A 25,421-nucleotide genomic window follows, 5' to 3' on the forward strand; every position below is an offset into this window, starting at 1 on the left:
GGTGGTGGGATCCCGGTATGGTGTGGCGGCCGGCCAGGTCGGTGTGGGCGGTGGCGATGGAGCATGTGGCGGGGCGGTCGGTGCCGGGGCAGCAGCGCAGGCCGCGAACGGGGTAAAAGAATCCTCCTGGGACGAGTGTGTCCACAGGAGGATTCAGAGCTCCGCCCCAGACGCGAAGTCGGCAGCACAAGCGCTAGTACCTGAGTTGACCGAATTAGTGACCACCTAAATGTTGTCACCTCGGCCAATCGTCCTCGGCCAATCATTAGCGCGCAGACCTAGACCCACTCGGTATGACTATGCGCGCGGTCACACGAAGCCACTGAGCTCGGCATCTGCGCCTGCGCCTGTGCAGCTGTATGCCAAGTCATCGCTGCTCGCTCGCCCCTATGATTTCGCCCTGCAGCGCCGGCGGGCGGCATTCCAGACGCCAGAGCGACTCCAATGTATGAGATCGAGTGAGATGTATGTCATCGTGGCGGCTCACGGCCACGAAAGCATACATCTCACTCGAACTCATACACGTCAGTCGACAAGGCCACGTGGGTGCAGAACGCTGTGCGTTAGTGACCACGTTTGCAGCTAAAGACCGTATGAATTCAACACTTTTGATACCGTATGCCGTGAAATTCGCTTCAGCCGGTCAACTCAGGAGGATTCAGAGCTCCGCCCCAGACGTGAAGTCGGCAGCATAAGCGCTAGTACAGTCGAGAGAACTGCCGTTAGAACAGCGTAGGCGGGGCCTCCGCTGCATCAACGCTCACCGTAAGCGAAGGAGCCGCGCCCGCAAGACCCGGCCCGTGATCCGGAGCGAGACCGGCCTGAAACGCTGTCGCCGCGGCCCGCGCGCGATCGTCGGCGGCCTCATTCAGGGGGTGACCGGCGTGCCCCTTGACCCATTGAAACAGCACCGAGCGGCCCACCATGGCGGCATCGATCTGCTCGAGCAGCTCACGGTTGAGCACGGGCTTACCGTCGGCCTTGCGCCAGCCGCGACGCTTCCACCCGGGCATCCACTGGGTCACCGAGTTGATGACGTATTGGCTGTCACAGAGCACGATGAGAGGTTCGCTCGCTCGACTAGCCGTAGCATGCAGAAGGTCTAGCACCGCCATGAGCTCGCCCTGGTTATTGGTGGCGCGGGGCCAGCCGCCCGCGCGCCACTGATTCGCGTCGATCACCCAGGCCCAGCCCGCGGGGCCGGGGTTACCGAGCGCCGAGCCGTCGGCCGCAGCAATAATGCTCATGGATCAAGACTCCTGATCTTCGATAGCTTCAGCGACGGGCGCCTCAACCAGACGGCCCGCAACCGTGCTCATCTTCTGCGCGTTAGTGATGACCTCGCCCAGGCTCTCGAAGTATCGCGCGACAGCACCACGCTCCACCTTCAGCTGCGTCATGCGATCCTCGGCTGCCGCGAGCACCTTGGTGGCGCGCTCCTCGGCTGCGTGGAACGTGACCTGAGCACGGCGCTCGGCCTCGAGCACGATGGCCGCAGCATCAGTCTCGGCCTGAGCGCGTGTAGCGCGAGCGTCATGCGCTGCTTCGGTGGTGACGCGATCGTACTCAGCGCGAGCGGTGTCAAGCTGGTCTTGCAGCTCAGCCAGCTCAGCGGTTGCGGCCGCGATCTCGCGGCTCGACGCCTCCTGGGCCGCACGCTGCCTTGCAGCGAGGTCTTGCTCGAGCTCATCGCGCTGCTGCGCAGACGAGGTCGAGAATGCGAGGGTATCGGCGTCAATCTGCTCGCGCAACGCACGCGAATCGTCCTCTGCGCTCGCACGCAGTGCAGCCAGGTCACGCTCTTCGCCCTCGCGGTACGCCGCGAGTTCAGCCACCGTATCGGTACGCAACAGGTCGGTCTCTTCTGTCACGGCCGCGCGCTTCGCCGCCACCTCGCGTGCAAGTGCGTCTGACTGCTGCTCACGCTCGATGCGCAGCGTCTCGTCGTGCTGCGCGCGCGATGTGGCGATCTCGCGCTCGTGATCCTCGCGCTCCCGAGCCAGATCGGCGGCCAGCTTAGTGCGCTCGAGGTCAAGCTGCAGCTGCGATGATTCTTGCTCTACGGCGATGGATGCCGCAGCGGCCTCTCGCTCGGCCAGGTTATGCGCGGCAGCAGCCTCACGCTCATCATCAATTCGACGAGTATGCGCGTCGAGTTGTGCGGCGATTCGCTCGTCGTGCACGACAGTCTCGTCAGCAATGCGAGCTGTGTGCGCCGCAAGTTCGGTAGCGAGGGCGCGCTCCTGCTGGGCGCGCAGTGCCGCAAGTTCGTCCTCTTGTGCTGTCTTTTCTGCGGCGAGGTTCGAGCGCAACGCCTCAGACTCGCGAATCAGGCGATCCTGGTGCGCGGCGAGTTCTTCGCCAAGCTTCGAGTCGTGCGTCTCCCGCTCGGTGCCCAGCAGCTCACGTTGGGCGTCTCGCTCCTGCGCGAGCTGAGCATCATGGGTTGAACGCTCGTCGGCGAGTGTCGTACGAAGCTGCGCTGACTCTGACGCGATTGCCGCGTCGTGAGCTTCGCGCGCCACCGTCAACTCGACCTGCTGTGTCTCGCGCTCGCTTTCAAGGTGAGCCGTGTGCTCTGCAGCCTCAGTCGAGATCGCTGAGTCGTGTTCGGTGCGTTCCCGCAGCAGCTGCGCGACGTGGTCAGCGAGCTCGGTGGCGAGCTTCGCCTGCTGGTCTTTCGCCGTCGCCTCGAGAGTGGCCTCTTGCTCGGCGCGCTCGGCGCTCAAAATCTTGTCGTGCGCCTCGCGCTCAGAGACAAGGGTCGAGTCGTGCGCCTCGCGCTCTGCAGAAAGCGTCGAGTCGTGCGCCTCACGCTCAGCGCTGATGCGCGCGTCGTGTGCACCGCGCTCCGAAGCGATCTTGGCATGGTGAGATTCGAGCTCATTGCCGAGGCGCGCCTCATGCGCGACGATCTGGCTGCGAATCCGATCCTCGTGATCGGTGCGCTCCTGCGCGATCGACGCCTCGTGTGCTTCGCGCTCGGTTGCCATGAGCGCGTCATGCGACTCGCGTTCGGCCGCAATCGTTTCGACGTGCTGCGCAAGCTCGGTCGCGAGCTGTGCATCGTGGTCAGAACGCTCGCGCTGCACCGTATTGCGGTGGGCCGTAAGCTCTTCATCGATAGCAGTCTCGTGTGCCTCGCGCTCGCGGGTGATCGCCGCTTCGTGTGCCGTACGTTCAGCCACGATGGTAGCTTCGTGCTCTTCGCGCTCGAGGCTCAGGGTCTCATCGTGTGTTTTACGCTCGGCCGTGAGCTCGGTGTGCTGGCGGTCACGCTCGGCCGTGAGGCGCGCGCTGTGCTCGGACGCGAGGCGTTCAATTTCTTCGGCGGCATGTGCATTCGCGCGCTCACGCTCGCGTTCGGCCTGCTGTGCAAGTGTCGCAGCCTCGGCGTGCGCCGCGTCTGCCTCCCGGATCAGGGCTGCCGACTGTGCAGTGAGCTCCTGCGCGATCCGGGCATCGTGCGCTGCGAGCTCGGTCTTAAGGCGGTCGCGCTGCGCCGACCGCTCAAGTGCGATCTCTGCTTCGTGATCGGTGCGCTCCTGCGCAATGAGCGCGCGCAGCGCTTCCATTTCGCTGGTGAGCTCGCGACGTTCGCTGTCTGCGCGCGCCTCAAGCTCGCGCGAGCGCTCGGTGTAACGCTCCTCGAGCTCGGCCTCTTCCCGCTGACGCTTCGCCGCAAACTCGGCGCGGGCACGCTCCGCCTCCTGTGTGAGACGTGCGCGCTCAAGCTCAGCCTCGCGCTCGCTCTCGGCGCGTTCACGCGTAAACGAGTCGGCACGGCGTTCAGTTTCTTCACGCAACTCATTGGCTGCCGACTGTGCGGTGCCGAGCAGCTCGGCGGCCGCTGCGCGAGCGGCCGCAAGTTCTGCTTCCGCCTCACGGTGCGCTGTTTCGCGCTCGGCGGTAGCCTCTCGGGTGGCAGAGCTCCGGGTAAGTTCAGCGTGGCGGTCCGCTTCTACGCGAAGCTGCTCGCGCTCTGAGTTGGCGTGTGCGGTCTGCTCGGCCAGGTCAGTGCGCGCGCCCGCAATGAGGGTCTCCGCCTGTTCTGCGGCTGCGAGCAAGAGTTCGTCTGCGCGCTCCTGCGCCGATGCGAGTACGCGAGAAGCCTCGTCCTCCGAAGAGCGGCGCAGCTTCTCCGCGTCGAGATCAGCCTGCGCCATGAGTCGCTGCGCGTGATCCTCTGCAACCTGCAGGCTCTTCTCGACGCGCAGGCCCAACCCTGAGTATCCGGTGGCACCCAGCTCGGCCACCTGATCTTGCAGGTCGGCGATAAGCTCGCGCTGCTCTTGCCCTACAGCGGCCGCCTGCTGGTGCGCGTGCTGCAGTGAGTCAAGGTGTGACTGCAGGGTAGAGATGTGGCCAGTTAGCGACCCGATCCGCTCATCGACCTCGTCGCGATTGTAACCGCGAAACGCAGGAGTGAACTGTTGGGAAGAGTCGGACACGGGGCCTCCGAATACCTAAAAACGGTTGCACCCCGTGTGGGTGGCCGTCGAGCGGGCATGTACCCGCATCATGATACTGGAATGACACTCCCAATGTCCGAGAATGAGACGCTGTGCGTCGCGGCGGGATTGTGCCCGGTCTGCGCTAATCCGGCCGCGCCGCATGGGAATCTCGGAAAGCTCGGGTAGCGTTGGACGGTACCGAATTTTCTGAGGCGAGGAGCATCTCGTGCGACACGTGCTTGCAATTGTGGCCCTGGTGGCCTCTGGGCTGCTGCTGCTGCTCGGAATCGGCCAGCGCACTTTCTTGGCGGGCCCCGCCGAAATCCGTTTTCCGATCGACACGCAGTCAGACACGGGCTACGCCGTGATTGACGGCGCCGAGCTTGCAAAGGTGCCCGGTCAAGCGAACGTGGTGGTGAGTGGCGAGACGGCGTTTGTGGCCACCGGCGCGACGCGTGACGTGCAGGGATGGGTGGAGCCCTTCTCTCACGCTGAACTCACCGTCGCAGAAGCCTCGAAGACCCTTCAGACTGCGCTCATGGCCCCGGCAATCGTTGACGAAGCGGCGGGCGAAGAGGCTGTCGAAGCGCTCGACCCGCACGGCTCTGACCTGTGGCTTGAGGAGCGTTCGCTCGAAGCGGCTGGCGCGTCGAACGAGACGGACGTACTACGGGTTCCGGTCGCTCTAGACGCAGACGAGTCGGTCATCATCGCGTCCAACGGCGTCGATCCGGTGCCCGCAGATGTTGCGCTCGTGTGGGCACAAGACCGCAATACGCCGTGGGCAGGCCCGCTGCTTGCGGCGGGCGCGCTCTTCGCGCTCGTGGGCGGCGTACTGTATTTGCTCGCGATCGATCACGATCGCCGCGGGCTCGGGCCGCGCCGCGGCCGCAGAGGCCCGCTCCAGGGCCTGCGCAACTCCTTCACCCGCCGAGGCAAGGACACCACGCCCGACGTGCAAGCGGTCGCTCCGCCTGCGGGCGAGCAAACAGAGCGCAGCGCCGGATCCGGCACGAGCGCGCGCACCGCCATTGCGCGGCGAAGGGCTCTGCTGCCCGCGGTGGGTGTCACACTGGCGCTCGGCCTATCGGGGTGTTCAGCGAGTTACTGGCCGCAGTTTGATGAGCAGCCTGCGGCCGAGCAGCCAGCCGAGCAGCCAGATTCGGGGGTTGCGCCCGTGCCCGTGACTGATGCTCAGATGCAGCGGATCGTGAAGAGTGTGTCGGCCGATGCGACGGCGGCAGATGAAGCGCTTGACGCTGAGCTTCTCGAAAGCCGATTTACCGGTGATGCTCTCGCGCAGCGCGCGGCAAACTACACGATTCGGGCGGCCATGCCGGGGTACGAAGTGATTCCCCCGATCATCACTGACCAGGAGCTCGAGTACCGTCTCGTGCAGAGCACTGAGGGGTGGCCGCGCACAGTGTTTGTGACGGTTGAATCTAAGGCGGGCGATGGTTCCGAAGATGCTTCGCCCTCGCTCGCGTTGATTTTGCGCCAGGAGAGCCCGCACAGCAATTTCTTGGTGTCACGCGACATTGCCCTGCGCGGTGGCATCTCGATGCCGCAGGCGGCACCGGCTGAGGACGGCACTGCCGTGCTCGCTGATGACATTGAAACGCTCGTGCTCGCGCCGGGCAAGGTCGGTGACGCCTACGCCGCGATGCTGCAAGACGGCACCGAGACGAGCGAGGCAGAGCTGTTCGACCTCACCAATGACACCCTGCTCGAGAACTACGGCAAGACACGCGCCGCGAAAGCGCAGGCCGAGTCAGACACAAAGGGACAGACGATGCAGTTCAGCGCGACCGCATCGCAGGGCGACGAGCGCATCACCGCACTGTCGACCGGAGCAGGCGGGGCGCTCGTCGCCACTACGGTGCTTGAGCAGCAGATCGTTGATTCTGCCGGCGGTCGCTACAAGCCGCAGGCGAAGGACGCGGTGACCGCGCTGTCGGGCCTCTCAGGTGAACAAGACCGACTGGTGCAGCAGGTGGCGCACCAGCTGCTCTTCTTTGTGCCGAGTAAAACCGACACGTCGAACACCAAGATTCAGCTGCTGGGCGTGACGAGCGAGCTCGTCGGCGCCACGAACTAACTACACAAACTGGAGGATCACACGATGAGTAACCCGATGCCCGAGCGCATTCCCGGCGGTGGCGTCGACCTCAGCCATCTCGCAGCACGGCACCAAGCCCAAGCCCAGGCCCAAGCCCAGGCGCAGGCCCAGTCTCAGGCGCCGGCGAACGGTGACGGGTCTGCGCCACAGCAGGGCGGGGCCTCATCGCAGGGCCAGACGGTCGATGTGCCGTCACTGGTGCTCGATGTCACCGATGCCACGTTTGAGCAGGTGGCGCAGCTCTCTGCCGTCGTGCCCGTGGTGATCGATCTGTGGGCCGAGTGGTGCCAGCCGTGCAAGACGCTGGGACCCATCCTCGAGAAGCTGGCACTCGAATTTGGTGGGCAGTTGCTGCTCGCCAAGGTCGACGTAGACGCCAACCCCGGCATCGCGCAGGCGTTTCAAGCCCAGAGCATTCCTACCGTCGTGGCTCTCGTGGGCGGGCGCCCCGTGCCGCTGTTCCAGGGGGCTATGCCCGAGGCACAGGTGCGCGAGGTGTTTGGGCAGCTGCTGCAGCTATCGGCGCAGCAGGGCGTTACCGGTCGCGTGAGCGCGCCCGACACGCAGCAGTCGGTGCCGGGAGCAGAACCGGCGCCGCCCGCAGAACCGCAGATTCCTGAGGCGCACCGTGCTGCGGTCGAAGCGGGCGAGAACGGTGACTTCGCGACGGCTATCGCCGAGTGGGAGACCGTGCTGAAAAAGGCGCCCGCAGACGCCGAAGCGCGCGCCGCACTCGTGCAAGTGAAGCTTCTGCATCGGCTCCAGGGCTACACCATTGACGAGATTCGCACGGCGGCGGGTCAGAACCCGAACGACGTCGAAGCGCAGCTGCGCGTCGCAGATCTCGACGTGTCGGGCGGGCACATCGAGGATGGCTTTCTGCGGCTACTAGACATGTTTGCCGGTCAAGATGCAGACGGCCAGGCTCAGATTCGTGAGCGTCTCCTCGAACTCTTTGAAGTGGTTGGAGTCGCAGACCAGCGCGTCATTGCGGCGCGCGGGCAGCTCGCAAACCTGCTCTACTAGATGAACGCGCGCGCCTATCTCGATCACGCTGCCACCTCGCCCATGCCGGCCGAGGTGCGTGAAGCGTATCTCGACGCACTCACCGTGGTGGGTAACCCCGCCTCCACGCACCAGCACGGCCAGCACGCGAGCGAAATGCTCGAGACCGCGCGCGATCGTATCGCGGCGGCACTGGGCTGCGACCGCGCCGAGACCATCCTCACTGGCGGCGGCACCGAGGCCATTAACCTCGCGATCAAAGGCATGTACTGGGCGCGTCGTCGATCCGGATCAGGCCCTGCGGTGCTCGTCGCCGCGGGCGAGCACCATGCGACGTTCGAAGCAGCCCAGTGGCTCGAAGCGACTCAGGGCGCGAGTCTGGTGGAAGTGCCGATCGATGGGGCCGGGCGTATAGCGCCCGAAACTCTCGCGTCCGTGATTGAACGCGTCGGGCCAGACCAGATCGCGCTCGCCACCCTCATGTGGGTCAATAACGAGGTGGGCACGGTGCAGCCGGTAGCTGAGCTGTGCCGGGTGGCCGCGCGCTACAGCGTGCCGGTGCACGTTGACGCAGTCGCGGCCCTCGGGCAAGAACGCATCGACTTTGCTGAGACGGGCGCGGCGGCGCTCAGTGTTTCAGCTCACAAGATCGGGGGCCCGGTGGGCGTTGGCGCCCTCGTGCTGGGGCGCCGCACCGCGGCCGACCCGCTGTTACACGGAGGCACGCAGCAGCGGGCGCGATCCGGATCACAGGATGTGGCCGGCGCCGTCGCGTTCGCGGCCGCGCTCGACCTTGCGGTCGAGGACGACGGCACGCCGCGCGTGGGCCGCGTCGCGCGCACCCGTTTGCTGCGCGACAGGCTCGTGGCGGGCGTGAGAGCGGTCGCTCCCGACGCCGTGATGCGTGGGCCCGAGGGAGAGGGGCGGGTCGCGGGCAACGCCCACTTCACCTTTGCGGGCTGTCAGGGGGACTCGCTCGTGTTCTTGCTCGACGCGGCAGGCGTGTCTGTTTCGGTGGGCTCAGCGTGCCAGGCGGGAGTGCACGAGATCTCACACGTGCTGCTCGCGATGGGTGTGCCAGAGGCTGAAGCCGCAGGTGCCCTGCGGTTTACGCTGGGCCCCGGCACGAGCGACGCCGAGGTTGACGCGCTCCTTGCCGCGCTGCCGGCCGCGATCGACCGGGCGCGTGTCGCGGGGCTTTCGTAGGCGGTGCTTTCGTGAGCGCGGCTTTCGTGAGCGCGGCCATCGCAGAGTCGTGCCTGCGCAGTTAGCGCACACGCGTCGGGTACTTACACAGCAGCCGGGCGAGTAGACTGTTCTGATGAAAATCTTGGCGGCGATGAGCGGCGGCGTTGACTCCGCAGTGGCGGCGGCACGTGCCGTCGAAGCGGGGCACGAAGTGGTCGGAGTGCACCTTGCGCTCAGTCGCATGCCGGGCACGATTCGCACCGGATCCCGCGGCTGTTGCACGGTCGAGGACGCGATGGATGCACGGCGCGCCGCGAACCTGCTCGAGATTCCCTTCTACGTGTGGGACCTGAGCGAGCGGTTTAAGGAAGACGTTGTTGACGACTTTATTGCCGAGTACGCCGCGGGGCGTACACCCAACCCGTGCATGCGATGCAACGAGAAGATTAAGTTCGAAGCGCTGCTTGACAAGGCCATCGCGCTCGGCTTTGACGCGGTGGCGACGGGCCACTATGCCACACTCGAAGCCGGGCCCAGCGGCCCGCAGCTGCATCGCGCGAGCGCATGGGCAAAGGATCAGTCGTACGTCCTGGGCGTGCTCACCGAGAAACAGCTCGCGCACTGCTACTTTCCGCTCGGGGATACGCCATCAAAGCAGTTGATTCGCGCTGAGGCAGCCGAGCGCGGGCTGCAGGTGGCCCAGAAGCCCGACAGCCACGACATCTGTTTCATTCCCGACGGTGACACTCGCGGTTGGCTTTCAGACCACGTCGAGCGCACTCCAGGTGACATCGTCGACGCCGCGGGCGAGATCGTCGGGCAGCATGATGGTGCTCACGGGTACACGGTGGGCCAGCGGCGGGGGCTTGCGATTGGGCGCCCCGCCCCCGACGGTAAACCGCGTTTTGTGCTCTCGATTCGGCCCGTCTCAAACCAGGTAGTGGTCGGTCCCAAAGAGAGCCTCGCCATTTCGCGCATCGCGGGCGGGCGCTATAGCTGGGCCGGGGAGCCCGGCTTTGATGTGACCGAGACGTTTAAGTGCGAGGTGCAGATTCGCGCCCACGCCGACCCCGTGCCCGCGTTCGCGCGTCTCGCCCCCATCATTGAATCTGAGCGCACCGAACAGCATCGCGCGGGCGCTTCTCACGAGATTGTTGTCGACATCGACCTCGAACATGCCGAGCCGCTCATCGGGGTCGCCCCGGGGCAGACCGCGGTTGTCTACATTGGCACACGCGTGCTCGGGCAGTTCACGATCGACCGCGCGGTGCCAGCCGACGAAGCGGCGTCAAATATCGAAACAGGAGTGGTGCGTGACGCGCAGCCCACTGAGCGTTCGGTGGGTGACGCACAGCCTGTGCACTTCTAGAATTGAGGGGTGACGAACAACTCCCCGCAATTGCCCGCCGTTGACACCCTCGACTTTGCCGCCGCGCGCGTCGAAGCCGAACAGCTTTCGGTCGAGATAGAGCGGCTGCGCGTCGCCTACTACTCGCAGGGGTACGGCCTCGTGTCAGATGCCGAGTACGACGTTCTGTTTCACCGACTCGAAGCGATCGAGCACGCGTTCCCCGAGCTCGCGGGCCAAGACAGCCCGACGCGCGATGTCGGAGCGCAGATCGTGTCTGCCGGGTTTCCTGAGCACGAGCATGCCGAGCGCATGCTCAGCCTCGACAACGTGTTCTCGCTGGGTGAGTTTCACGAGTGGGCCGAAAAGACTCGCGCCGCCGCAGGCCGCCAGGTGCGCTGGCTCAGCGAACTGAAGATTGACGGCCTGGCGATAAACCTGGCCTACCGCGACGGGGTGCTCGAGACCGCGACTACGCGCGGTGATGGTCGGGTGGGCGAAGACATCACCGAGAACATCGACATGATTCCGGCGATCCCGCGCGTGCTTACGGGGGAGGGGATCCCCTCGTTCTTTGAAGCGCGCGGGGAGGTGTTTTTGCGCGGTCAAGACTTCGCGTGGCTCAACACACGGCAGCACGAGCTGCAGGCAGAGTACGCCGAAGGCTTGCGGGCCCGGGGGCGCACAGCCGAGCAGATCCCGGTGAAGTACCCCGAATTTGCTAACGCGCGCAACACGGCAGCGGGCAGCCTGCGTCAGCGCTCAGACAACAAAAGCGAAGCCGAGCTTACCCTTATGCGCGAGCGTCTCGGGCGCCTCGCGCTCTACGTGCACGGGATTGGTGCGTGGTCGCACCCGCAGTTTGCCAATCAATCTGACGCCTACCGGCTGCTGGGCGAATGGGGCCTGCCCGTGTCGCCGCACTCGCGCGTGTTCGAAGACATGGCCGAGGTGGAGGCGTTTATCGCCGATCGTGGAGAGCACCGCCACGATGTTGAGCACGAGATCGACGGCATCGTGGTGAAGGTAGATGAACTGGCTCTGCACGCTGAGCTCGGTGAGACGAGCCGCGCACCGCGCTGGGCGATCGCGTACAAGTATCCGCCCGAAGAAGTGCACACGAAGCTGCTCGAGATTCGGGTGGGGGTGGGGCGCACAGGTAGGGCCACGCCATACGCGGTGATGGCACCAGTGAAGGTCGCGGGCTCTACCGTGAGCCAGGCCACGCTGCACAACCAGCAGGTGGTGAAAGCGAAGGGCGTGCTCATTGGAGACACGGTCGTGCTGCGCAAAGCGGGTGACGTGATTCCCGAGGTGCTCGGGGCCGTGATCGAGTTGCGGGACGGCTCTGAAACTGAGTGGCGCATGCCTGAAGGGTGCCCCGAGTGCGGGCATACGCTGCGCGCCATGAAAGAGGGCGATATCGATCTGCGCTGCCCGAACGCGCGAGCCTGCCCAGCGCAAGTGCGCGGCAGGGTCGAACACATTGGTTCGCGCGGTGCGCTCGACGTTGAGGTGCTCGGCGAGATTACGGCCGCCGCGCTCACCGGGCCAGAGGTGCCCGAGAAAGCGCCGCTGCAAACCGAAGCTGGCCTGTTCGATCTGACCATCGATGAGCTCGTGCCCATCGTGGTGATTGTGCGCGACACAGAGACGGGTGAACCCCGCATCGACGAGGCGACGGGCGACTTTGCGCGGCGTACTCCGTTTCAGAAACTTGGGCCCGCGACCTACCCGCCCGGTTGGGAAGACGCGACCGCGGCAGACCGCCGCGCAGCCGGCATCAAGAAGAACCACCGTGAGCTACAACCAGCCAAGGACGCGTTCACGCTGCTCGCCGAGCTCGAGAAAGCGAAGACGAAACCGCTCTGGCGGCTGCTCGTGTCGCTCAATATTCGCCACGTAGGCCCGGTCGCGGCGCGAGCCCTTGCTGACTGGTTTGGCTCGCTTGCAGCTATTCGGGCGGCGTCGGTCGAAGAGCTCGCCGAGGTCGAAGGCGTCGGTGACATCATTGCCGAGTCGATGCAGGCCTGGTTTGAGGTCGATTGGCACGTCGAAATCGTTGATCGCTGGGCGGCCGCGGGAGTGCAGTGGGCGACGCCGGGGCACCCCGGGCCGGGGGCACAAGTACCCGAGGGTGGTGTACTCGAGGGGCTCACGATCGTCGCAACGGGCTCGCTCGAGGGCTTTACGCGCGACGGCGCTAAAGAAGCGATCATCCAAGCGGGCGGCAAAGCCGCCTCGGGGGTTTCGAAGAAAACTGACTATGTCGCGGCGGGGCCAGGGGCCGGATCAAAACTTGCGAAGGCCGAGGAGCTGGGAATCCCCGTGCTCGACGCCGCCCAGTTTGCCGTGCTCGTCACCCAGGGGCCCGGCGCACTCACGCTCGCGGGTGAGTAACTTATCCACAGATTGACACTTCAGACACCACATGTCGTTCTTTCTGGTTACCCTAGGGAGACTGGAACAGCGGTGAGGTGTGAAGGGGAGCACTGACATGACCGAGGCGACGCAGACACCGAATCGGGCGGGGTGGGCGACGACCGACCCGCTGCTCACTGAGTACTACGACACCGAGTGGGGCGTGCCCGTGTCAAGCGAAGCTGGTGTGTTCGAGCGGCTCAGTCTCGAAGCGTTTCAGTCGGGCCTGTCGTGGCTCATCATTCTGCGCAAACGCGACGCGTTTCGCGCGGCGTTTCAAGGGTTTGAGCCCGAGATCGTGAGTCAATTTGGCGAGGCAGAAGTGGCCGAGTTGATGGAGAACCCCGGAATCGTACGAAACCGGCGCAAAATCGATGCCACCGTCTCGAACGCACAGGCGGTGCTGAGGCTCCACGAGCGCGGTACGACACTCGCGGAGCTCGTGTGGTCGGCGATGCCCGAGCGATCGCCCGCGCCGATCACCGAATCGCAGGTGCCATCGCACTCGCCCGAGTCCGCGGCGCTCGCCCAAAGACTGAAACAGCAGGGATTCAAATTCGTCGGCCCGACCACCGCGTACGCGTTGATGGCTGCCCTCGGCATCGTCGACGCCCATCTCATCTCGAGCCACCGTCGAGGCTGTTCGGGGTTGTGGGAGCGTGACGGTTCAAGAACTCTGGCGGTTCGGCCCCCACAAAGCTGACGGTCGGTAGGATAGTGGGGTTCACAGAACCCTTTCAGTTCCGACGTAACGATGGAGCAGCATGCCTGAAACGCCAGCGGGCGCGAGCAGCGAGATCACGGCCGAGGCCGTACAGCATCTCGCAGGCCTCGCCCGGATCGCCCTTTCTGACTCCGAGGTCGCCTCACTTTCGAGTGACCTCGGTTCGATCCTCACGAATATCGCAAAGGTGAGCGAGGTGGCCGGAGCAGACGTTCCCGCCACCAGCCACCCCATTCCGCTGAACAACGTGACTCGCGCAGACGAGATCACCGACCAGCTGACCCGTGAAGAGGCGCTCGCCAACGCGCCCGAGCAGACCGACGGCATGTTCCGGGTCTCCTCGATTCTGGGCGAAGAGCAGTAGGGAGAGCCATGAGTGAATTGATTACCTTGACCGCAGCAGAGCTGGCGGGCAAGATTGCCTCGGGTGAGGTTTCGTCTGAAGAGGCGACGCGCGCTCACCTCGCGCAGATCACCGCCGTGGACGGCGAGTTGAACGCGTTTCTCGCGACGAATGAAGAGGCTTCGCTCGCCGCGGCACGTTCCATCGATGAGCGTCGTGCAGCAGGGGAGTCCCTGGGCGAGCTCGCGGGCGTGCCACTCGCGGTGAAGGATGTGCTCGTCACGACCGATATGCCCTCGACCTCGGGGTCGAAGATTCTTGAAGGTTACCGCTCGCCGTTTGACGCGACCGCGGTCGCTAAGGCTCGCGCGGCCGGTCTCGTGTCGATCGGCAAGACCAACATGGACGAGTTCGCCATGGGCTCTGCCACCGAAAACTCGGCCTACGGCCCCACGCGCAACCCCTGGAACACCGAGCTCGTGCCCGGTGGTTCGGGTGGCGGCTCGGCCGCTGCTGTGGCGGCATTCCAGTCGCCGCTCGCGCTCGGCAGCGACACCGGTGGCTCGATCCGGCAGCCCGCCGCGCTCACCGGCACAGTGGGCGCAAAGCCCACCTACGGCGGTGTAAGCCGTTACGGTGCGATCGCGCTTGCCTCATCGCTCGACCAGATCGGCCCCTGCGCGCGTACCGTGCTCGACACCGCGCTGCTGCACGATGTGATCGCCGGGCACGACCGTCACGACTCGACGTCGCTGGACTTTGCGTGGCCGTCAATGGCTGCGGCCGCCCGGGGCGGCGCCGATCCGGCGACGCTGAAGGGCCTGCGCGTGGGCGTCGTCAAGCAGCTGATGCTTGATGGCGTGCAGCCGGGCGTGAAGGCGCGTTTCGAGGAAACGCTCGCGCAGCTGACCGCCGCGGGCGCCGAGATCGTCGAGATCGACGCCCCGCACTTCGAGTACGCGGTGGCAGCCTACTACCTGATTTTGCCCGCCGAAGCCTCGAGTAACCTCGCGAAGTACGACTCCGTGCGGTTTGGCATGCGCGTCAACCCCCAGGGCGGCGGCACCGTCGAAGACGTCATGAGCCAGACTCGCGCCGCGGGCTTTGGCGCCGAAGTGAAGCGCCGCATCATTCTCGGTACATACGCCCTTTCTGCCGGTTACTACGACGCCTACTACGGCAGCGCGCAGAAGGTGCGCACACTGATTCAGCGCGACTTTGCTGCTGCGTTCGAACAGGTTGACGTGATCGCATCGCCCACCGCGCCCACCACGGCGTGGAAGCTCGGTACTCACGGCGGCGACCCAATGCAGGACTACCTGAACGACGCGACCACCATTCCAGCGAACCTCGCGGGGCTCCCCGGCCTCAGCCTGCCAATTGGCACCGCCGCAGAAGATGGCATGCCCGTGGGGCTGCAGCTGATGGCGCCCGCGTTTGAAGACGCGCGGCTCTACCGGGCGGGCGCCGCAATCGAGCAGCTCACCGCCGACCGCGACGGCACTCCGTTCTGGGCGCAGGCGCCCACCCTTGCAGGTAGCACGGCACGAAAGGCAGCGCACTAATGGCCAAGACCAAGCTGATGAGCTTCGAAGAGGCCCTTGAGAAGTTCGAGCCCGTCATCGGGCTCGAGGTGCACGTTGAGCTCAACACGAAGACCAAGATGTTCTCGTCGGCCCCCAACACGTTTGGGGCCGAGCCGAACACGAACCTGACCCCCGTGTGCCTGGGGCTTCCCGGTGCACTGCCCGTGGTGAACGACGAGGCTGTCAAGTACTCGATCCGTCTGGGCCTCGCACTCGGCTGCGAGATCGCAGAGGTCTCGGGCTTCGCGCGCAAGAACTACTTCTACCCCGACATGGCGAAGAACTATCAGATCTCGCAGTTCGACGATCCGATCGCACACGACGGTTCGGTCGAGATCGAACTCGCTTCGGGGCGTGTGGTGCACGTGCCCATCGAGCGCGCTCACATGGAAGAAGACGCGGGCAAGCTCAACCACGTGGGTGGGTCGACCGGCCGCATTCAGGGCGCCGAGTACTCGCTCGTCGACTACAACCGCGCTGGTGTGCCGCTCGTCGAGATCGTGACCCGCCCCATTTTCGGAGGCGAGGCAGATACCCCAGAAATCGCGTCGGCGTACGTTGCGACGATTCGCGAGATGGTGGTTGCGCTCGGCATTTCTGATGCACGCATGGAGCGCGGCAACATTCGCTGCGACGCAAATGTGTCACTGCGTCCCCGTGGTAACGAGGGTGCCGGTATGAGCGTACTCGGCACACGTACCGAGACCAAGAACGTGAACTCGCTGCGCTCGATCGAGCGTGCGGTGCGCTTCGAGATTCAGCGCCAGGCGCGCATTCTCGAAGATGGCGGCTCGATTACCCAAGAGACCCGTCACTGGCACGAGGACACGGGGGAGACCTCGCCGGGACGCCCGAAGAGCGACGCCGACGACTACCGCTACTTCCCCGAGCCCGACCTGGCTCCCCTCACCCCGTCGCGTGAGCTGGTCGAGGAGCTGCGGGGCACGCTGCCCGAGCACCCGACGCTGCGCACACGGCGCCTGAAGGCCGAGTGGCAGTTCTCGCAGCTCGAGTTCCAAGACGTCGTGAACGCCGGTCTTGTCCAGGCGATCGAGTCGACGGTGGCCGCGGGTGTTCCCGCTCAGACCGCCCGCAAGTGGTGGACGGGTGAGATCGCGCGTATCGCAAAGGAGCGCCAGTCGCAGCCGACTGAGCTGATTACGCCCGAGCAGATCGGCTCGGTCGTCGAGCTCGTCGACGCTGGCACGCTCAACGACAAGCTGGCACGCCAGGTAATCGCCGGCATCATCGACGGCGAGGGCACCGCGAGCGAGATCGTCGAGGCACGCGGGCTCGCAATCGTCTCAGACGACGGCCCCCTGATCGAGGCCATCGATGCGGCGCTCGCGCAGCAGCCCGATGTGCTCGAGAAGATCCGCGACGGCAAGGTGCAAGCCGCTGGCGCGGTCATCGGAGCTGTCATGAAGGCGATGCGCGGCCAGGCCGACGCAGCGCGCGTGCGCGAGCTGGTGCTGGAGCGCGCAGCGCAGTAACTAGCGCACGAACTAGCGCGCGGCGCAACACGCAGGGCCCGGATCATTTGATCCGGGCCCTGCGTAGTTTGACGCGTGATGTGGGCAAAATGTGGGCGCATCGCGCCAGGTGCAAACGAAAAGACCCGGCCCCGCAAAAGCGGGGCCGGGTCTTGTGGTACCGGATACGGGACTCGAACCCGTACACCTTTCGGCAGCGCATTTTGAGTGCGCCGTGTCTGCCAATTCCACCAATCCGGCGTGCGTTCTTTAATTGTAATCGGACCGCACTGGTGCGGTGCCAAGAAATACCTTAGCGCACATGAGTGGGCTAATATAAAACGGTTGTCTGGGCGGGGTGTACGGCGAGTCGCGCCAGCGTTTCTCGGAAGATACACGAACTGGAGTTGTGAGCGGTGGCTAAAACGCGGTCGACCGTGCGAAGTGTGCAGTTTCTGCGTGCTCTCGCGGCCCTCGCTGTTGTTTACTTTCACGCCGTGGCTGAGGGGGGCATCTTCGCGCTCCCAGGCACCGGTCCCTGGGGCGTCGACGTCTTCTTTGTGATCAGTGGATTCATTATCGGCACGGTCGTGTTCGGCAGCCGCAAGCAGTTTCTGCGCCGTCGAGTGATTCGCGTGGTGCCGCTGTATTGGATCGCGACGCTCACGTGGGCGGCGGCGGTGCTGCTCATGCCCTGGCGTGCAAACTCGACCGTGGTTGATGCGGGAGGTCTCATTAAGTCTCTCCTCTTCATTCCATATGCGATGCCAGAGCGCATGGGGCCCATTTTGCAGATCGGGTGGACGCTCAACTACGAGATGTTCTTCTATCTGCTCGTGGGGACGCTCCTCTTGTGCGTGCGCTCCACCCGCACGGCCTTGATTCTCGTGGGTGTCGCACTCGTGCTGCTCGTGTTCAGCGGCGTGATATGGCCAGGATCGAGCCCTGCGCTTCGGTTCTACCAAGACCCGATTCTGCTCGAGTTTCTGGCCGGCCTCGGTGTCGCGCTGGTCTACCGGCGAGTGCTCGCGCGCGCTACGTCAGCGCTCCCCGTGAAGACCTTGGGGGCCTCGCACGGCGCAACAGCTTGGGCGTGGCTTGGTATTGCTGGTCTGGGTGCGGTATTCGCGCTCGGCGTGCTCATTGCGCAGGACCTCGGAATCATCAGCCTGGTGAGCGATGTGCGCGCGCTCTACTACGGGATACCTGCCGTGCTGCTGCTCGTGTGTGCACTGGTGCTCGAACCGCTCATTCGTGACGGACTCGTGACGCGCGTGTTGCTCGAAATCGGCGATGCCAGTTATGCCATGTATCTGTTTCATCCGATTGTGACGGTGTTTATCTCGCAGGTGCTGCTGGGCGACGTGATCCGGGGAGCGGCGACTTCGATGCGTGTGATGCTGCTCATCGCAACCATGATCGCGGTAACCTTTGTCAGTATCTTCATCAACCGGATCATCGATGCGCCTATTCAACGCCTGCTGAGACAGCGCCTCACCCGCACGAAAGGCTTGGCTACGCAAAGCATGAGAGTCGCGACCCGGTGAATCGTCTGAGTATTCAGCAACATTAAAAGTAACAATGTCGTAAACTGGTGGAGTGAATGACCAGAGCACTGCCCCGAGCGCTTCGCGACGCGTTGTCGTCGCCGAAGATGAATCCCTGATCCGCCTCGACATCGTTGAGACGCTGCGTGACAACGGCTTTGACGTAGTTGGTGAGGCCGGTGACGGTGAAGAGGCCGTTCGCCTCGTTGAAGAGCTGCGCCCCGACGTCGTCGTAATGGACGTCAAGATGCCCAAGCTTGACGGCATCTCGGCTGCCGAGCAGATCAACAAAGACAACATCGCGCCCGTCGTACTGTTGACCGCGTTCAGCCAGGCCGAGCTTGTGAAGCGTGCAAGCGAGGCTGGCGCGCTCGCCTATGTCGTAAAGCCCTTTACGCCGGCCGATCTGATCCCCGCGATCGAGATTGCGCTGTCGCGCTTCGAGCAGATCGCAACGCTCGAGAGCGAGGTCTCTGACCTCGCCGAGCGCTTTGAGACGCGTAAGCTCGTTGACCGCGCCAAAGGGATCCTCAACGACAAGATGGGACTGTCGGAGCCCGAGGCGTTCCGCTGGATCCAGAAGGCGTCGATGGACCGCCGCCTGACGATGCAGGACGTCGCGAAGACGATCATCGATCAGCTCGGCCCGAAGAAAGACGCCTAAGCGGCTTTCGATAGCATCGACTGAACTGTAGAAGCGGCCCCGGGAGATTCTCCCGGGGCCGCTTCTACGTGTACGACCACAAGGCCACTACTTGACGCGCTTATAGAAATTCGTGATGCGTATGGTCGAGCACCGATTTCCGGCTTCGTCGCTGACGATGATCTCGTGCACCGCGACCGATCGCCCGATCTTGATCGGGGTGCATACGCCCGTGACAGTGCCGGATCGAGCGGAGCCAGTGTGCGTGGCATTAATGTCGAGCCCGACACCTACGTGCCCCTCGGGTGCCATGAGGTTCGCATGCATCGAGCCGAGCGTCTCACCTAGCACCACGTAGGCGCCGCCGTGCAGCAGCATGATTGGCTGAGTGTTGCCCTCGACGGGCATTGTGGCGACGGCGCGCTCGGGCGAAAACTCCCGCATCTCGATGCCCATCTTCTCGGCGAGCGCGCCAAGGCCGCGCTCGCGCACGTAAGCCAGAGCCGCCTCGGGCGTCGGGCTCCCGGCACTCGGCGCAGGTGAGGTGAAAGTAGTGTCAGACATCGAAAAAAGAGCCTTTCGAATGCGCCAGGGCCGAGCGCTCGCAGGCGACGGCTTGTAGGCTGGGGAGGTGTCGAATACGCCTCAGCCTACCCTCATGATCATCGACGGCCACTCGCTGGCCTTCCGCGCCTTTTACGCGCTTCGCCCCGAAAACTTTCAGACCCAGTCCGGGCAGCACACGAACGCGGTGCACGGGTTCATCTCGATGTTCATCAAGCTTCTCGCCGATGAGAAGCCCGATGCCATCGCGGTAGCCTTTGACATCTCGCGTCACTCGTTTCGCACTGAGGAATACCCCGAGTACAAGGGCACGCGTGGTGAGACTCCGTCTGAGTTCAAAGGTCAGATCCCGCTTCTCCAAGAGGCGCTCCGTGCAATGGGCGTCACCACGCTTGAAAAGGAAAACTACGAGGCCGACGATATTCTCGCGACGCTCGCCACGCGCGGCGCAGCCGGAGGCTACCGTGTGCTGGTCGTGAGCGGCGACCGAGACACCATTCAGCTCGTCGATGAGCGCATCACTCTGTTGTACCCGTCGAAGCAGGGTGTCAGCGAGCTCACCCGGTATGACGGCGAGAAGGTGTTTGAACGCTACGGCGTGCGCCCCGAGCAGTACCCCGAGATCGCGGCTCTCGTGGGCGAGACAAGCGATAACCTGCCGGGGGTGCCGCGGGTGGGCGAGAAGACCGCCGTGAAGTGGATCAACCAGTTTGGCTCGCTCGACGAGATTCTGCGCCGTCAAGACGAAATCGGCGGCAAGGTGGGGGAGAGCCTGCGCGAGCACGCGCACCTTGCGGTGCGCAACCGCAGGCTCAACCGTCTCGTGCGCGATGTCGAGCTCGAGGTGCAACTTGACGACCTGATGCGCGGAGTCATCGACATGGACGCCGTGTCGGAGGTGTTTGCGAAGCTCGAGTTTCGCACGCTGTTGCAGCGCGTGGCGAAGCTCGCCGGGGCCGAGATTAGCCATGATCCGGCGCAGCCAGCTGCGCCACTCGCGCCCGAACGCCCCGAGGCCAAGCACCTCATTGATGAGGAGCTGGGGGACTGGCTTGCAAAGCACCCGAGCCCGGCCGTGCTGATTCGTGAGGGGCTCGCGGGCCTCGAAGTGGGCCTTGCAACCGAGGATGCGACGGTCAAATTTGAGTGGCTCGTGGGTGGCCGCGATTACGGTCAGTTCGAAGCTTGGCTTGCTTCAGACGCCCCGAAGGTGTTCTATGACGCGAAGTCGCAGCTTGAGCTAGTGCAGCGTGCCGGCGCAGAGGTGGGGGGCATTGCCGGTGACCTGCTGCTCGCGGCCTGGCTGTTGCGCCCTGCGACAGCAGAGAAGAACCTCGGTGACGCGGTGATGCGGTTCTTGGGCGAAGAAGTACCGGCCGGTGACCCCAACCAGCTTGTTCCAGACGAAGAGAACACCGCAGACGCTGCAGCGCTGGCGTGGTACCTGGTGCGCGCTCACGCGGTGGCGGTGTCTCGGTTCGAGTCGCGCACCGGCGAGATTTACACGGATATCGAGCTCCCGCTGGTGTCAGTTCTCGCGGCGCTTGAAACCCGCGGCGTCGAGATCGACCTGCCGCTGCTTGAAGCTCACCAGGCTGAGCTCAAGGATCGGGTGGCCGAGCTGCAGCAGCGCGCCTTTGACGCGATCGGTCGTGAGGTGAACCTGTCTTCGCCCAAGCAGTTGCAAGAGGTGCTTTTTGAGCAGCTCGACATGCCGAAGACGCGTAAAACAAAGAGCGGATACACGACTGACGCGGCAGCGCTCGCAGACCTGCAGCTCAAGAACCCGCACCCGTTCCTTGATGCGCTGCTATCGCACCGTGAAGCGAACAAGATGCGTCAGATGGTTGAGACGCTCATCAAAGCGGTGGGTGATGACGGGCGCATTCACACGACTCTCGTGCAGACCGGATCGAGTACTGGCCGCCTGTCGTCGACCGACCCGAACCTGCAAAACATTCCGGTGCGCTCAGAGGAGGGGAGGCGCATTCGAGAAGCGTTCATTCACGACCCCGAGTTCGATACGCTCATGACCGCCGACTACTCGCAGATCGAAATGCGCATCATGGCCGATCTGTCGCAGGACGCGGGGCTCATTGAAGCGTTTAACGCGGGCGAAGACCTGCACCGCTTCGTGGGCTCGCGCATCTTTGGTGTTGAGCCCGCTGAGGTGACAAACGAGATGCGCTCGAAGGTTAAGGCGATGAGCTACGGCCTCGCATACGGTCTCTCGGCCTTCGGGCTATCGAAACAGTTGGGTATCTCGGCGGCCGAAGCGAAGCAGCTCATGAGTGATTACTTCGAGCGGTTTGGTGGGGTGCGTGATTACCTGCGCTCGGTCGTGGAACAGGCCAAGCGCGATACCTTCACCGAGACGATCTTTGGTCGTAGGCGCCCCTTCCCTGAGCTCACGAGCCCCAACAGGATTTTGCGTGAGAACGCCGAGCGGGCCGCGCTCAATGCGCCCATTCAGGGGTCGGCGGCCGACATCATCAAACGCGCGATGATCTCAGTAGAGCGCCGTATGCGCGAGGCAGGCATGCGTTCGCGCATGCTGCTGCAGATTCACGATGAGTTGATGTTCGAGGTAGCCGCCGGCGAATGGGACACGCTCGAGTTGATCGTCCGCGAGGAGATGGCGGGTGCCGCGGAGCTTGCTGTTCCCCTCGAAGTGCAGGTGGGACACGGTGTCAACTGGAACGCGGCCGCGCACTAGTCATGCCGGGCGTGTCACGGGTTGATTCCGGCGCAAACATGCAGATATGATGGGGTGTCACATTTGTGGCGACCAACCAAGTCCAATGTGGGAGTGCCTCGCGGGTCTCGATGCGTCGAGATTCGGCCCAAACTGGGTGCGCACCCGCCTGAATATCCTGTCCATCTGGAGACCAATTTCATGACGAACGTAACGACTGCTAGCAAGCAGGTTGCAGTAAACGACATCGGCTCGGCCGAAGATTTCCTTGCAGCAGTCGAACTGACTATTAAGTCCTTCAACGACGGAGACCTCATCGAGGGCACCGTTGTGAAGATTGACCGCGACGAGGTACTCCTCGACGTCGGATTCAAGACCGAGGGCGTCATTCCCTCGCGCGAGCTGTCCATCAAGCATGACGTGAACCCCGACGAGGTTGTTCAGGTCGGCGACGCCGTTGAGGCGCTCGTGCTCCAGAAGGAGGACAAGGAAGGCCGCCTGATCCTGTCCAAGAAGCGTGCTCAGTACGAGCGTGCTTGGGGCGACGTGGAGAAGATCAAGGAGACCGAGGGCGTCGTTACCGGCACCGTCATCGAGGTTGTCAAGGGCGGCCTCATCGTTGACATCGGCCTGCGTGGCTTCCTCCCCGCATCGCTCATCGAGCTGCGTCGCGTACGCGACCTGACCCCGTACCTGGGTCAGGAGATCGAGGCAAAGATCCTCGAGCTCGACAAGAACCGCAACAACGTGGTGCTTTCGCGCCGCGCGCTGCTCGAGGAGACGCAGTCGGCGACTCGCTCGTCGTTCCTCGCCGAGCTCAAGCCCGGCCAGGTGCGCAAGGGCGTCATCTCGTCGATCGTCAACTTCGGTGCATTCGTCGACCTGGGCGGCGTGGACGGCCTCGTGCACGTCTCCGAGCTCTCGTGGAAGCACATCGAGCACGCCTCTGACGTTGTCGAGGTTGGCCAGGAAGTTACCGTCGAGGTGCTTTCGGTGGAGCTGGACCGCGAGCGCGTTTCGCTCTCGCTCAAGGCTACGCAGGAAGACCCCTGGCAGGTATTCGCCCGCACCCACGCGATCGGCCAGATCGCACCGGGTCAGGTCACCAAGCTCGTTCCCTTCGGCGCGTTCGTTCGCGTTGCAGACGGCATCGAGGGCCTCGTGCACATCTCTGAGCTCTCGGACCAGCACGTTGAGCTCGCCGAGCAGGTTGTGGCCGCGGGCCAGAGCGTGTTCGTCAAGATCATCGACATCGATCTCGAGCGCCGCCGCATCTCGCTCAGCCTCAAGCAGGCGAACGAGGGCGTCGACCCCGAGGGCACCGAGTTCGATCCGGCTCTCTACGGTATGACCACCGAGTACGACGAGAACGGTGAGTACAAGTACCCCGAGGGCTTCGACCCCGAGACGCAGGAGTGGAAGGAAGGCTTCGAGAGCCAGCGCGAGAAGTGGGAGCAGGAGTACGCTGCTGCCCAGGAGCGTTGGGAAGCCCACAAGAAGCAGGTTGCACAGATGGCTGCAGAGGCCGCTGCTGCTCCCGCTGCGCCCGCTCCCTCCTCGACGTTCTCGAGCGACCAGTCGTCGACCGGCGCACTCGCCGACGACGCCGCGCTTGCAGCACTCAAGGCACAGCTCGAGGGCAACTAATCCTCGGCACTAGCTGCTAACCGCTAAAGGCCCGGTCCCCATCACGGGGGCCGGGCCTTTGGCTTTTAGGGCACCACTCAACCACACGATAGAGTGTGCGCATGCTACTTGTCGCGCTTACTGGCGGAATTGCGGCCGGAAAATCGACCATCGGCGATCAGCTCGAGAAGCTTGGTGCGCTGCGAATCGACGCGGATCAGCTAGCGCGCGACGCGGTGGCTCCCGGATCGGCGGGCCTCCGCGAGATTGCTGGGCGCTTTGGGAGGGCAGTCGTCACAGCTGAGGGCGAGCTGGATCGCGCGGCGCTCGGCAATATTGTGTTCTCTGACCAGCAAGCGTTAGGCGACCTAAATGGCATCGTGCACCCCGAGGTGCAACGGCTCTTGAACGCGCGTTTGAAGGAGATCGAACGCGCCGAGCGTTTGGGCGGTGAGCCCGCGATCGTCGTATACGAGATTCCGTTACTCGCTGAGACAGCAGCAGGGCAGAGGGCCTGGGACCTCGTTGTAACCGCTGAGGCCCCCGTCGAAACCCGGGTCGCGCGTATGCAAGAACTGCGCGGCATGAGCGAAGCGGCCGCCCGTGCGCGGATCGCTCAGCAAGCAGATGAGGCCTCGCGGCGAGCTATCGCAGACGAGGTGATAGACACGGGTGTGACCCCCGAGCAGACGCGCGACCAGGTGCTGCGCCTCTGGGCAGTGTTGAAAGAAACACAGGCGGGGTAACTTATGTGAAGGTTATGCGCGAGCGAATTCGGCGAGCCAGTCGAGACGCAACTGAGCGATAAATGCGATGACGATGAAGCACAGCAGCACTGCGACCCACGCCCACGAGCGCAGCTGCGTGAAGAACGATCGTGCGGCGGCAGGCACGGGCACCTCACCCGAAGCGTACGGTTGCGCCACGCTAAACCAAAACAGGGGAATCGTTACAGTCCAGACGACCATGCACCACGGGCACAGTGTGCCGAGCACAAACACGCTCTGCGTGAAGAGCCAGAACACGAAGACAATGCCGAGCAGCAAGCCCACCTGGTAGGACACCCAGAACCAGCGTGAAAAGCGTGCGCCCGCGAGCAGGGCCGCCCCCACAAACATGGGGGCCATGAACGCTGCGACACCAATGATGGTGTTGCTGAAACCCAAGATCGAACCCTGCCACGAATCCATGTTGGGGCCGCACGTCACCAGAATGCTGACGTTGCAGTTGGGTACGTAATCAGTGAGCTGCAGCGTCTTGATGTACTCGGTCAGCAGCTCGAACGAAGCAAACCATCCGATCGCGCCAGCGATCAACGAGAAGATAGCGAACGCGTAGGGGCGAGCAATCTGACGAGGGGCCTGCAGTGTGCCCTGGCTTGATTCAACGTGCATGACCTGAGCATACTGCGCGCGGCTGATGCACACCTGGTGCAAAGCTGGCCTTGAAGCACGAGAGATTAATCTGTGCGACAATCATGCGCTACGCAGGCGACACGTGGCATAATGAAAGCGGTGTGAGGCGTGAAAAATACGTTGAACACATACAGTCTTTTGGCGGTCTCCCGACCGTCACCGGTCCAAGAGCGACCGAGCGCGAGCGCCAGCGCCTCGCGGGGAACACATTCGCGGCACCCACCGCACGAAAAGGTTGCCGGAAGAGCACATCTCTTCCGGAAAGAGGAGA

18 protein-coding genes and 1 tRNA gene are annotated in these 25,421 nt (G+C 64.0%); 14 read left to right on the forward strand and 5 right to left on the reverse strand.

Annotated features, from left to right (window positions below; translation table 11 throughout):
* Nucleotides 1–722 precede the first annotated feature (722 nt).
* Both ACXR2T_RS11135 and ACXR2T_RS11140 read right to left on the reverse strand, forming a co-directional pair.
* Entirely contained in the window at nucleotides 723–1,247 is a 525-nt protein-coding gene (locus ACXR2T_RS11135) for a ribonuclease H family protein (RefSeq protein WP_458816556.1), read from the reverse strand.
* A 3-nt stretch (nucleotides 1,248–1,250) separates the two neighbouring features.
* Entirely contained in the window at nucleotides 1,251–4,451 is a 3,201-nt protein-coding gene (locus ACXR2T_RS11140; protein WP_458837620.1) for a hypothetical protein, read from the reverse strand.
* Between the two features lie 229 nt (nucleotides 4,452–4,680).
* On the opposite strand from ACXR2T_RS11140, the gene ACXR2T_RS11145 reads away from it, so the two are divergent.
* From ACXR2T_RS11145 to gatB, 9 genes are all read left to right on the forward strand, one after another.
* Nucleotides 4,681–6,552 carry a DUF8094 domain-containing protein gene (locus ACXR2T_RS11145; protein ID WP_458837621.1) on the forward strand — a complete coding sequence of 624 codons (1,872 nt, stop codon included), beginning with the start codon at nucleotides 4,681–4,683 and terminating at the stop codon, nucleotides 6,550–6,552.
* 24 nt (nucleotides 6,553–6,576) lie between these two features.
* Nucleotides 6,577–7,599, forward strand: a complete 1,023-nt coding sequence (locus tag ACXR2T_RS11150; protein ID WP_458837622.1) for a tetratricopeptide repeat protein — start codon at nucleotides 6,577–6,579, stop codon at nucleotides 7,597–7,599.
* Nucleotides 7,600–8,784 carry a cysteine desulfurase family protein gene (locus tag ACXR2T_RS11155; protein WP_458837623.1) on the forward strand — a complete coding sequence of 395 codons (1,185 nt, stop codon included), beginning with the start codon at nucleotides 7,600–7,602 and terminating at the stop codon, nucleotides 8,782–8,784.
* Nucleotides 8,785–8,899: 115 nt separating this feature from the next.
* A complete protein-coding gene (gene mnmA / locus ACXR2T_RS11160) occupies nucleotides 8,900–10,135 on the forward strand; it encodes a tRNA 2-thiouridine(34) synthase MnmA (protein ID WP_458816566.1) in 1,236 nt (411 codons plus the stop codon).
* 9 nt (nucleotides 10,136–10,144) lie between these two features.
* Complete coding sequence (gene ligA, locus ACXR2T_RS11165) at nucleotides 10,145–12,514, forward strand: NAD-dependent DNA ligase LigA (protein ID WP_458837625.1); 2,370 nt, start codon at nucleotides 10,145–10,147, stop codon at nucleotides 12,512–12,514.
* Between the two features lie 97 nt (nucleotides 12,515–12,611).
* Nucleotides 12,612–13,238: a DNA-3-methyladenine glycosylase I gene (locus ACXR2T_RS11170; RefSeq protein ID WP_458816570.1), complete on the forward strand. Its 627-nt coding sequence runs from the start codon at nucleotides 12,612–12,614 to the stop codon at nucleotides 13,236–13,238.
* Between the two features lie 61 nt (nucleotides 13,239–13,299).
* Complete coding sequence (gene gatC / locus ACXR2T_RS11175; protein ID WP_458816572.1) at nucleotides 13,300–13,623, forward strand: Asp-tRNA(Asn)/Glu-tRNA(Gln) amidotransferase subunit GatC; 324 nt, start codon at nucleotides 13,300–13,302, stop codon at nucleotides 13,621–13,623.
* 8 nt (nucleotides 13,624–13,631) lie between these two features.
* Nucleotides 13,632–15,167 (forward strand): Asp-tRNA(Asn)/Glu-tRNA(Gln) amidotransferase subunit GatA, encoded by a 1,536-nt coding sequence (gene gatA / locus ACXR2T_RS11180; RefSeq protein WP_458837627.1) that lies wholly within the window; start codon nucleotides 13,632–13,634, stop codon nucleotides 15,165–15,167.
* A complete protein-coding gene (gatB, locus tag ACXR2T_RS11185; RefSeq protein WP_458837628.1) occupies nucleotides 15,167–16,681 on the forward strand; it encodes an Asp-tRNA(Asn)/Glu-tRNA(Gln) amidotransferase subunit GatB in 1,515 nt (504 codons plus the stop codon). The genes gatA and gatB overlap by 1 nt, the downstream gene beginning before the upstream one ends.
* A gap of 155 nt (nucleotides 16,682–16,836) precedes the next feature.
* Here gatB and ACXR2T_RS11190 read toward each other — a convergent pair.
* Nucleotides 16,837–16,921, reverse strand: a tRNA-Leu gene (locus tag ACXR2T_RS11190).
* Between the two features lie 185 nt (nucleotides 16,922–17,106).
* On the opposite strand from ACXR2T_RS11190, the gene ACXR2T_RS11195 reads away from it, so the two are divergent.
* Together ACXR2T_RS11195 and ACXR2T_RS11200 are read left to right on the forward strand one after the other, a co-directional pair.
* Nucleotides 17,107–18,207 (forward strand): acyltransferase family protein, encoded by a 1,101-nt coding sequence (locus ACXR2T_RS11195; RefSeq protein WP_489945527.1) that lies wholly within the window; start codon nucleotides 17,107–17,109, stop codon nucleotides 18,205–18,207.
* A gap of 52 nt (nucleotides 18,208–18,259) precedes the next feature.
* Nucleotides 18,260–18,871 (forward strand): ANTAR domain-containing response regulator, encoded by a 612-nt coding sequence (locus ACXR2T_RS11200; protein WP_458816581.1) that lies wholly within the window; start codon nucleotides 18,260–18,262, stop codon nucleotides 18,869–18,871.
* A gap of 87 nt (nucleotides 18,872–18,958) precedes the next feature.
* On the opposite strand, the gene ACXR2T_RS11205 is transcribed toward ACXR2T_RS11200, so the two are convergent.
* Nucleotides 18,959–19,414, reverse strand: a complete 456-nt coding sequence (locus ACXR2T_RS11205; protein WP_458815255.1) for a hotdog fold thioesterase — start codon at nucleotides 19,412–19,414, stop codon at nucleotides 18,959–18,961.
* A 94-nt stretch (nucleotides 19,415–19,508) separates the two neighbouring features.
* Between ACXR2T_RS11205 and polA the strand changes: the two genes are divergently transcribed.
* The 3 genes from polA to coaE all read left to right on the forward strand — a co-directional run bounded on the left by polA (nucleotide 19,509) and on the right by coaE (nucleotide 24,481).
* The gene (polA, locus tag ACXR2T_RS11210) at nucleotides 19,509–22,130 is read left to right on the forward strand and encodes a DNA polymerase I (protein ID WP_458837802.1); all 2,622 of its coding nucleotides are present in this window, start codon (nucleotides 19,509–19,511) and stop codon (nucleotides 22,128–22,130) included.
* A gap of 180 nt (nucleotides 22,131–22,310) precedes the next feature.
* The gene (gene rpsA / locus ACXR2T_RS11215) at nucleotides 22,311–23,756 is read left to right on the forward strand and encodes a 30S ribosomal protein S1 (protein WP_458815257.1); all 1,446 of its coding nucleotides are present in this window, start codon (nucleotides 22,311–22,313) and stop codon (nucleotides 23,754–23,756) included.
* A 101-nt stretch (nucleotides 23,757–23,857) separates the two neighbouring features.
* A complete protein-coding gene (gene coaE, locus ACXR2T_RS11220; RefSeq protein WP_458837631.1) occupies nucleotides 23,858–24,481 on the forward strand; it encodes a dephospho-CoA kinase in 624 nt (207 codons plus the stop codon).
* A 12-nt stretch (nucleotides 24,482–24,493) separates the two neighbouring features.
* On the opposite strand, the gene ACXR2T_RS11225 is transcribed toward coaE, so the two are convergent.
* Nucleotides 24,494–25,129, reverse strand: a complete 636-nt coding sequence (locus ACXR2T_RS11225) for a vitamin K epoxide reductase family protein (RefSeq protein WP_458815261.1) — start codon at nucleotides 25,127–25,129, stop codon at nucleotides 24,494–24,496.
* Nucleotides 25,130–25,421 lie beyond the last annotated feature (292 nt).

It is taken from the genome of Leucobacter faecis, assembly GCF_054456635.2.

Coding starts and splice junctions, on each gene's coding strand:
- ACXR2T_RS11205 (WP_458815255.1), bottom strand. CDS start 19,414: ATGTCTGACACTACTTTCACCTCACCTGCGCCGAGTGCCGGGAGCCCG.
- mnmA (WP_458816566.1), top strand. CDS start 8,900: ATGAAAATCTTGGCGGCGATGAGCGGCGGCGTTGACTCCGCAGTGGCG.
- gatC (WP_458816572.1), top strand. CDS start 13,300: ATGCCTGAAACGCCAGCGGGCGCGAGCAGCGAGATCACGGCCGAGGCC.
- polA (WP_458837802.1), top strand. CDS start 19,509: ATGATCATCGACGGCCACTCGCTGGCCTTCCGCGCCTTTTACGCGCTT.
- ACXR2T_RS11170 (WP_458816570.1), top strand. CDS start 12,612: ATGACCGAGGCGACGCAGACACCGAATCGGGCGGGGTGGGCGACGACC.
- ACXR2T_RS11225 (WP_458815261.1), bottom strand. CDS start 25,129: ATGCACGTTGAATCAAGCCAGGGCACACTGCAGGCCCCTCGTCAGATT.
- ACXR2T_RS11135 (WP_458816556.1), bottom strand. CDS start 1,247: ATGAGCATTATTGCTGCGGCCGACGGCTCGGCGCTCGGTAACCCCGGC.
- gatB (WP_458837628.1), top strand. CDS start 15,167: ATGGCCAAGACCAAGCTGATGAGCTTCGAAGAGGCCCTTGAGAAGTTC.
- rpsA (WP_458815257.1), top strand. CDS start 22,311: ATGACGAACGTAACGACTGCTAGCAAGCAGGTTGCAGTAAACGACATC.
- coaE (WP_458837631.1), top strand. CDS start 23,858: ATGCTACTTGTCGCGCTTACTGGCGGAATTGCGGCCGGAAAATCGACC.
- gatA (WP_458837627.1), top strand. CDS start 13,632: ATGAGTGAATTGATTACCTTGACCGCAGCAGAGCTGGCGGGCAAGATT.
- ACXR2T_RS11150 (WP_458837622.1), top strand. CDS start 6,577: ATGAGTAACCCGATGCCCGAGCGCATTCCCGGCGGTGGCGTCGACCTC.
- ACXR2T_RS11155 (WP_458837623.1), top strand. CDS start 7,600: ATGAACGCGCGCGCCTATCTCGATCACGCTGCCACCTCGCCCATGCCG.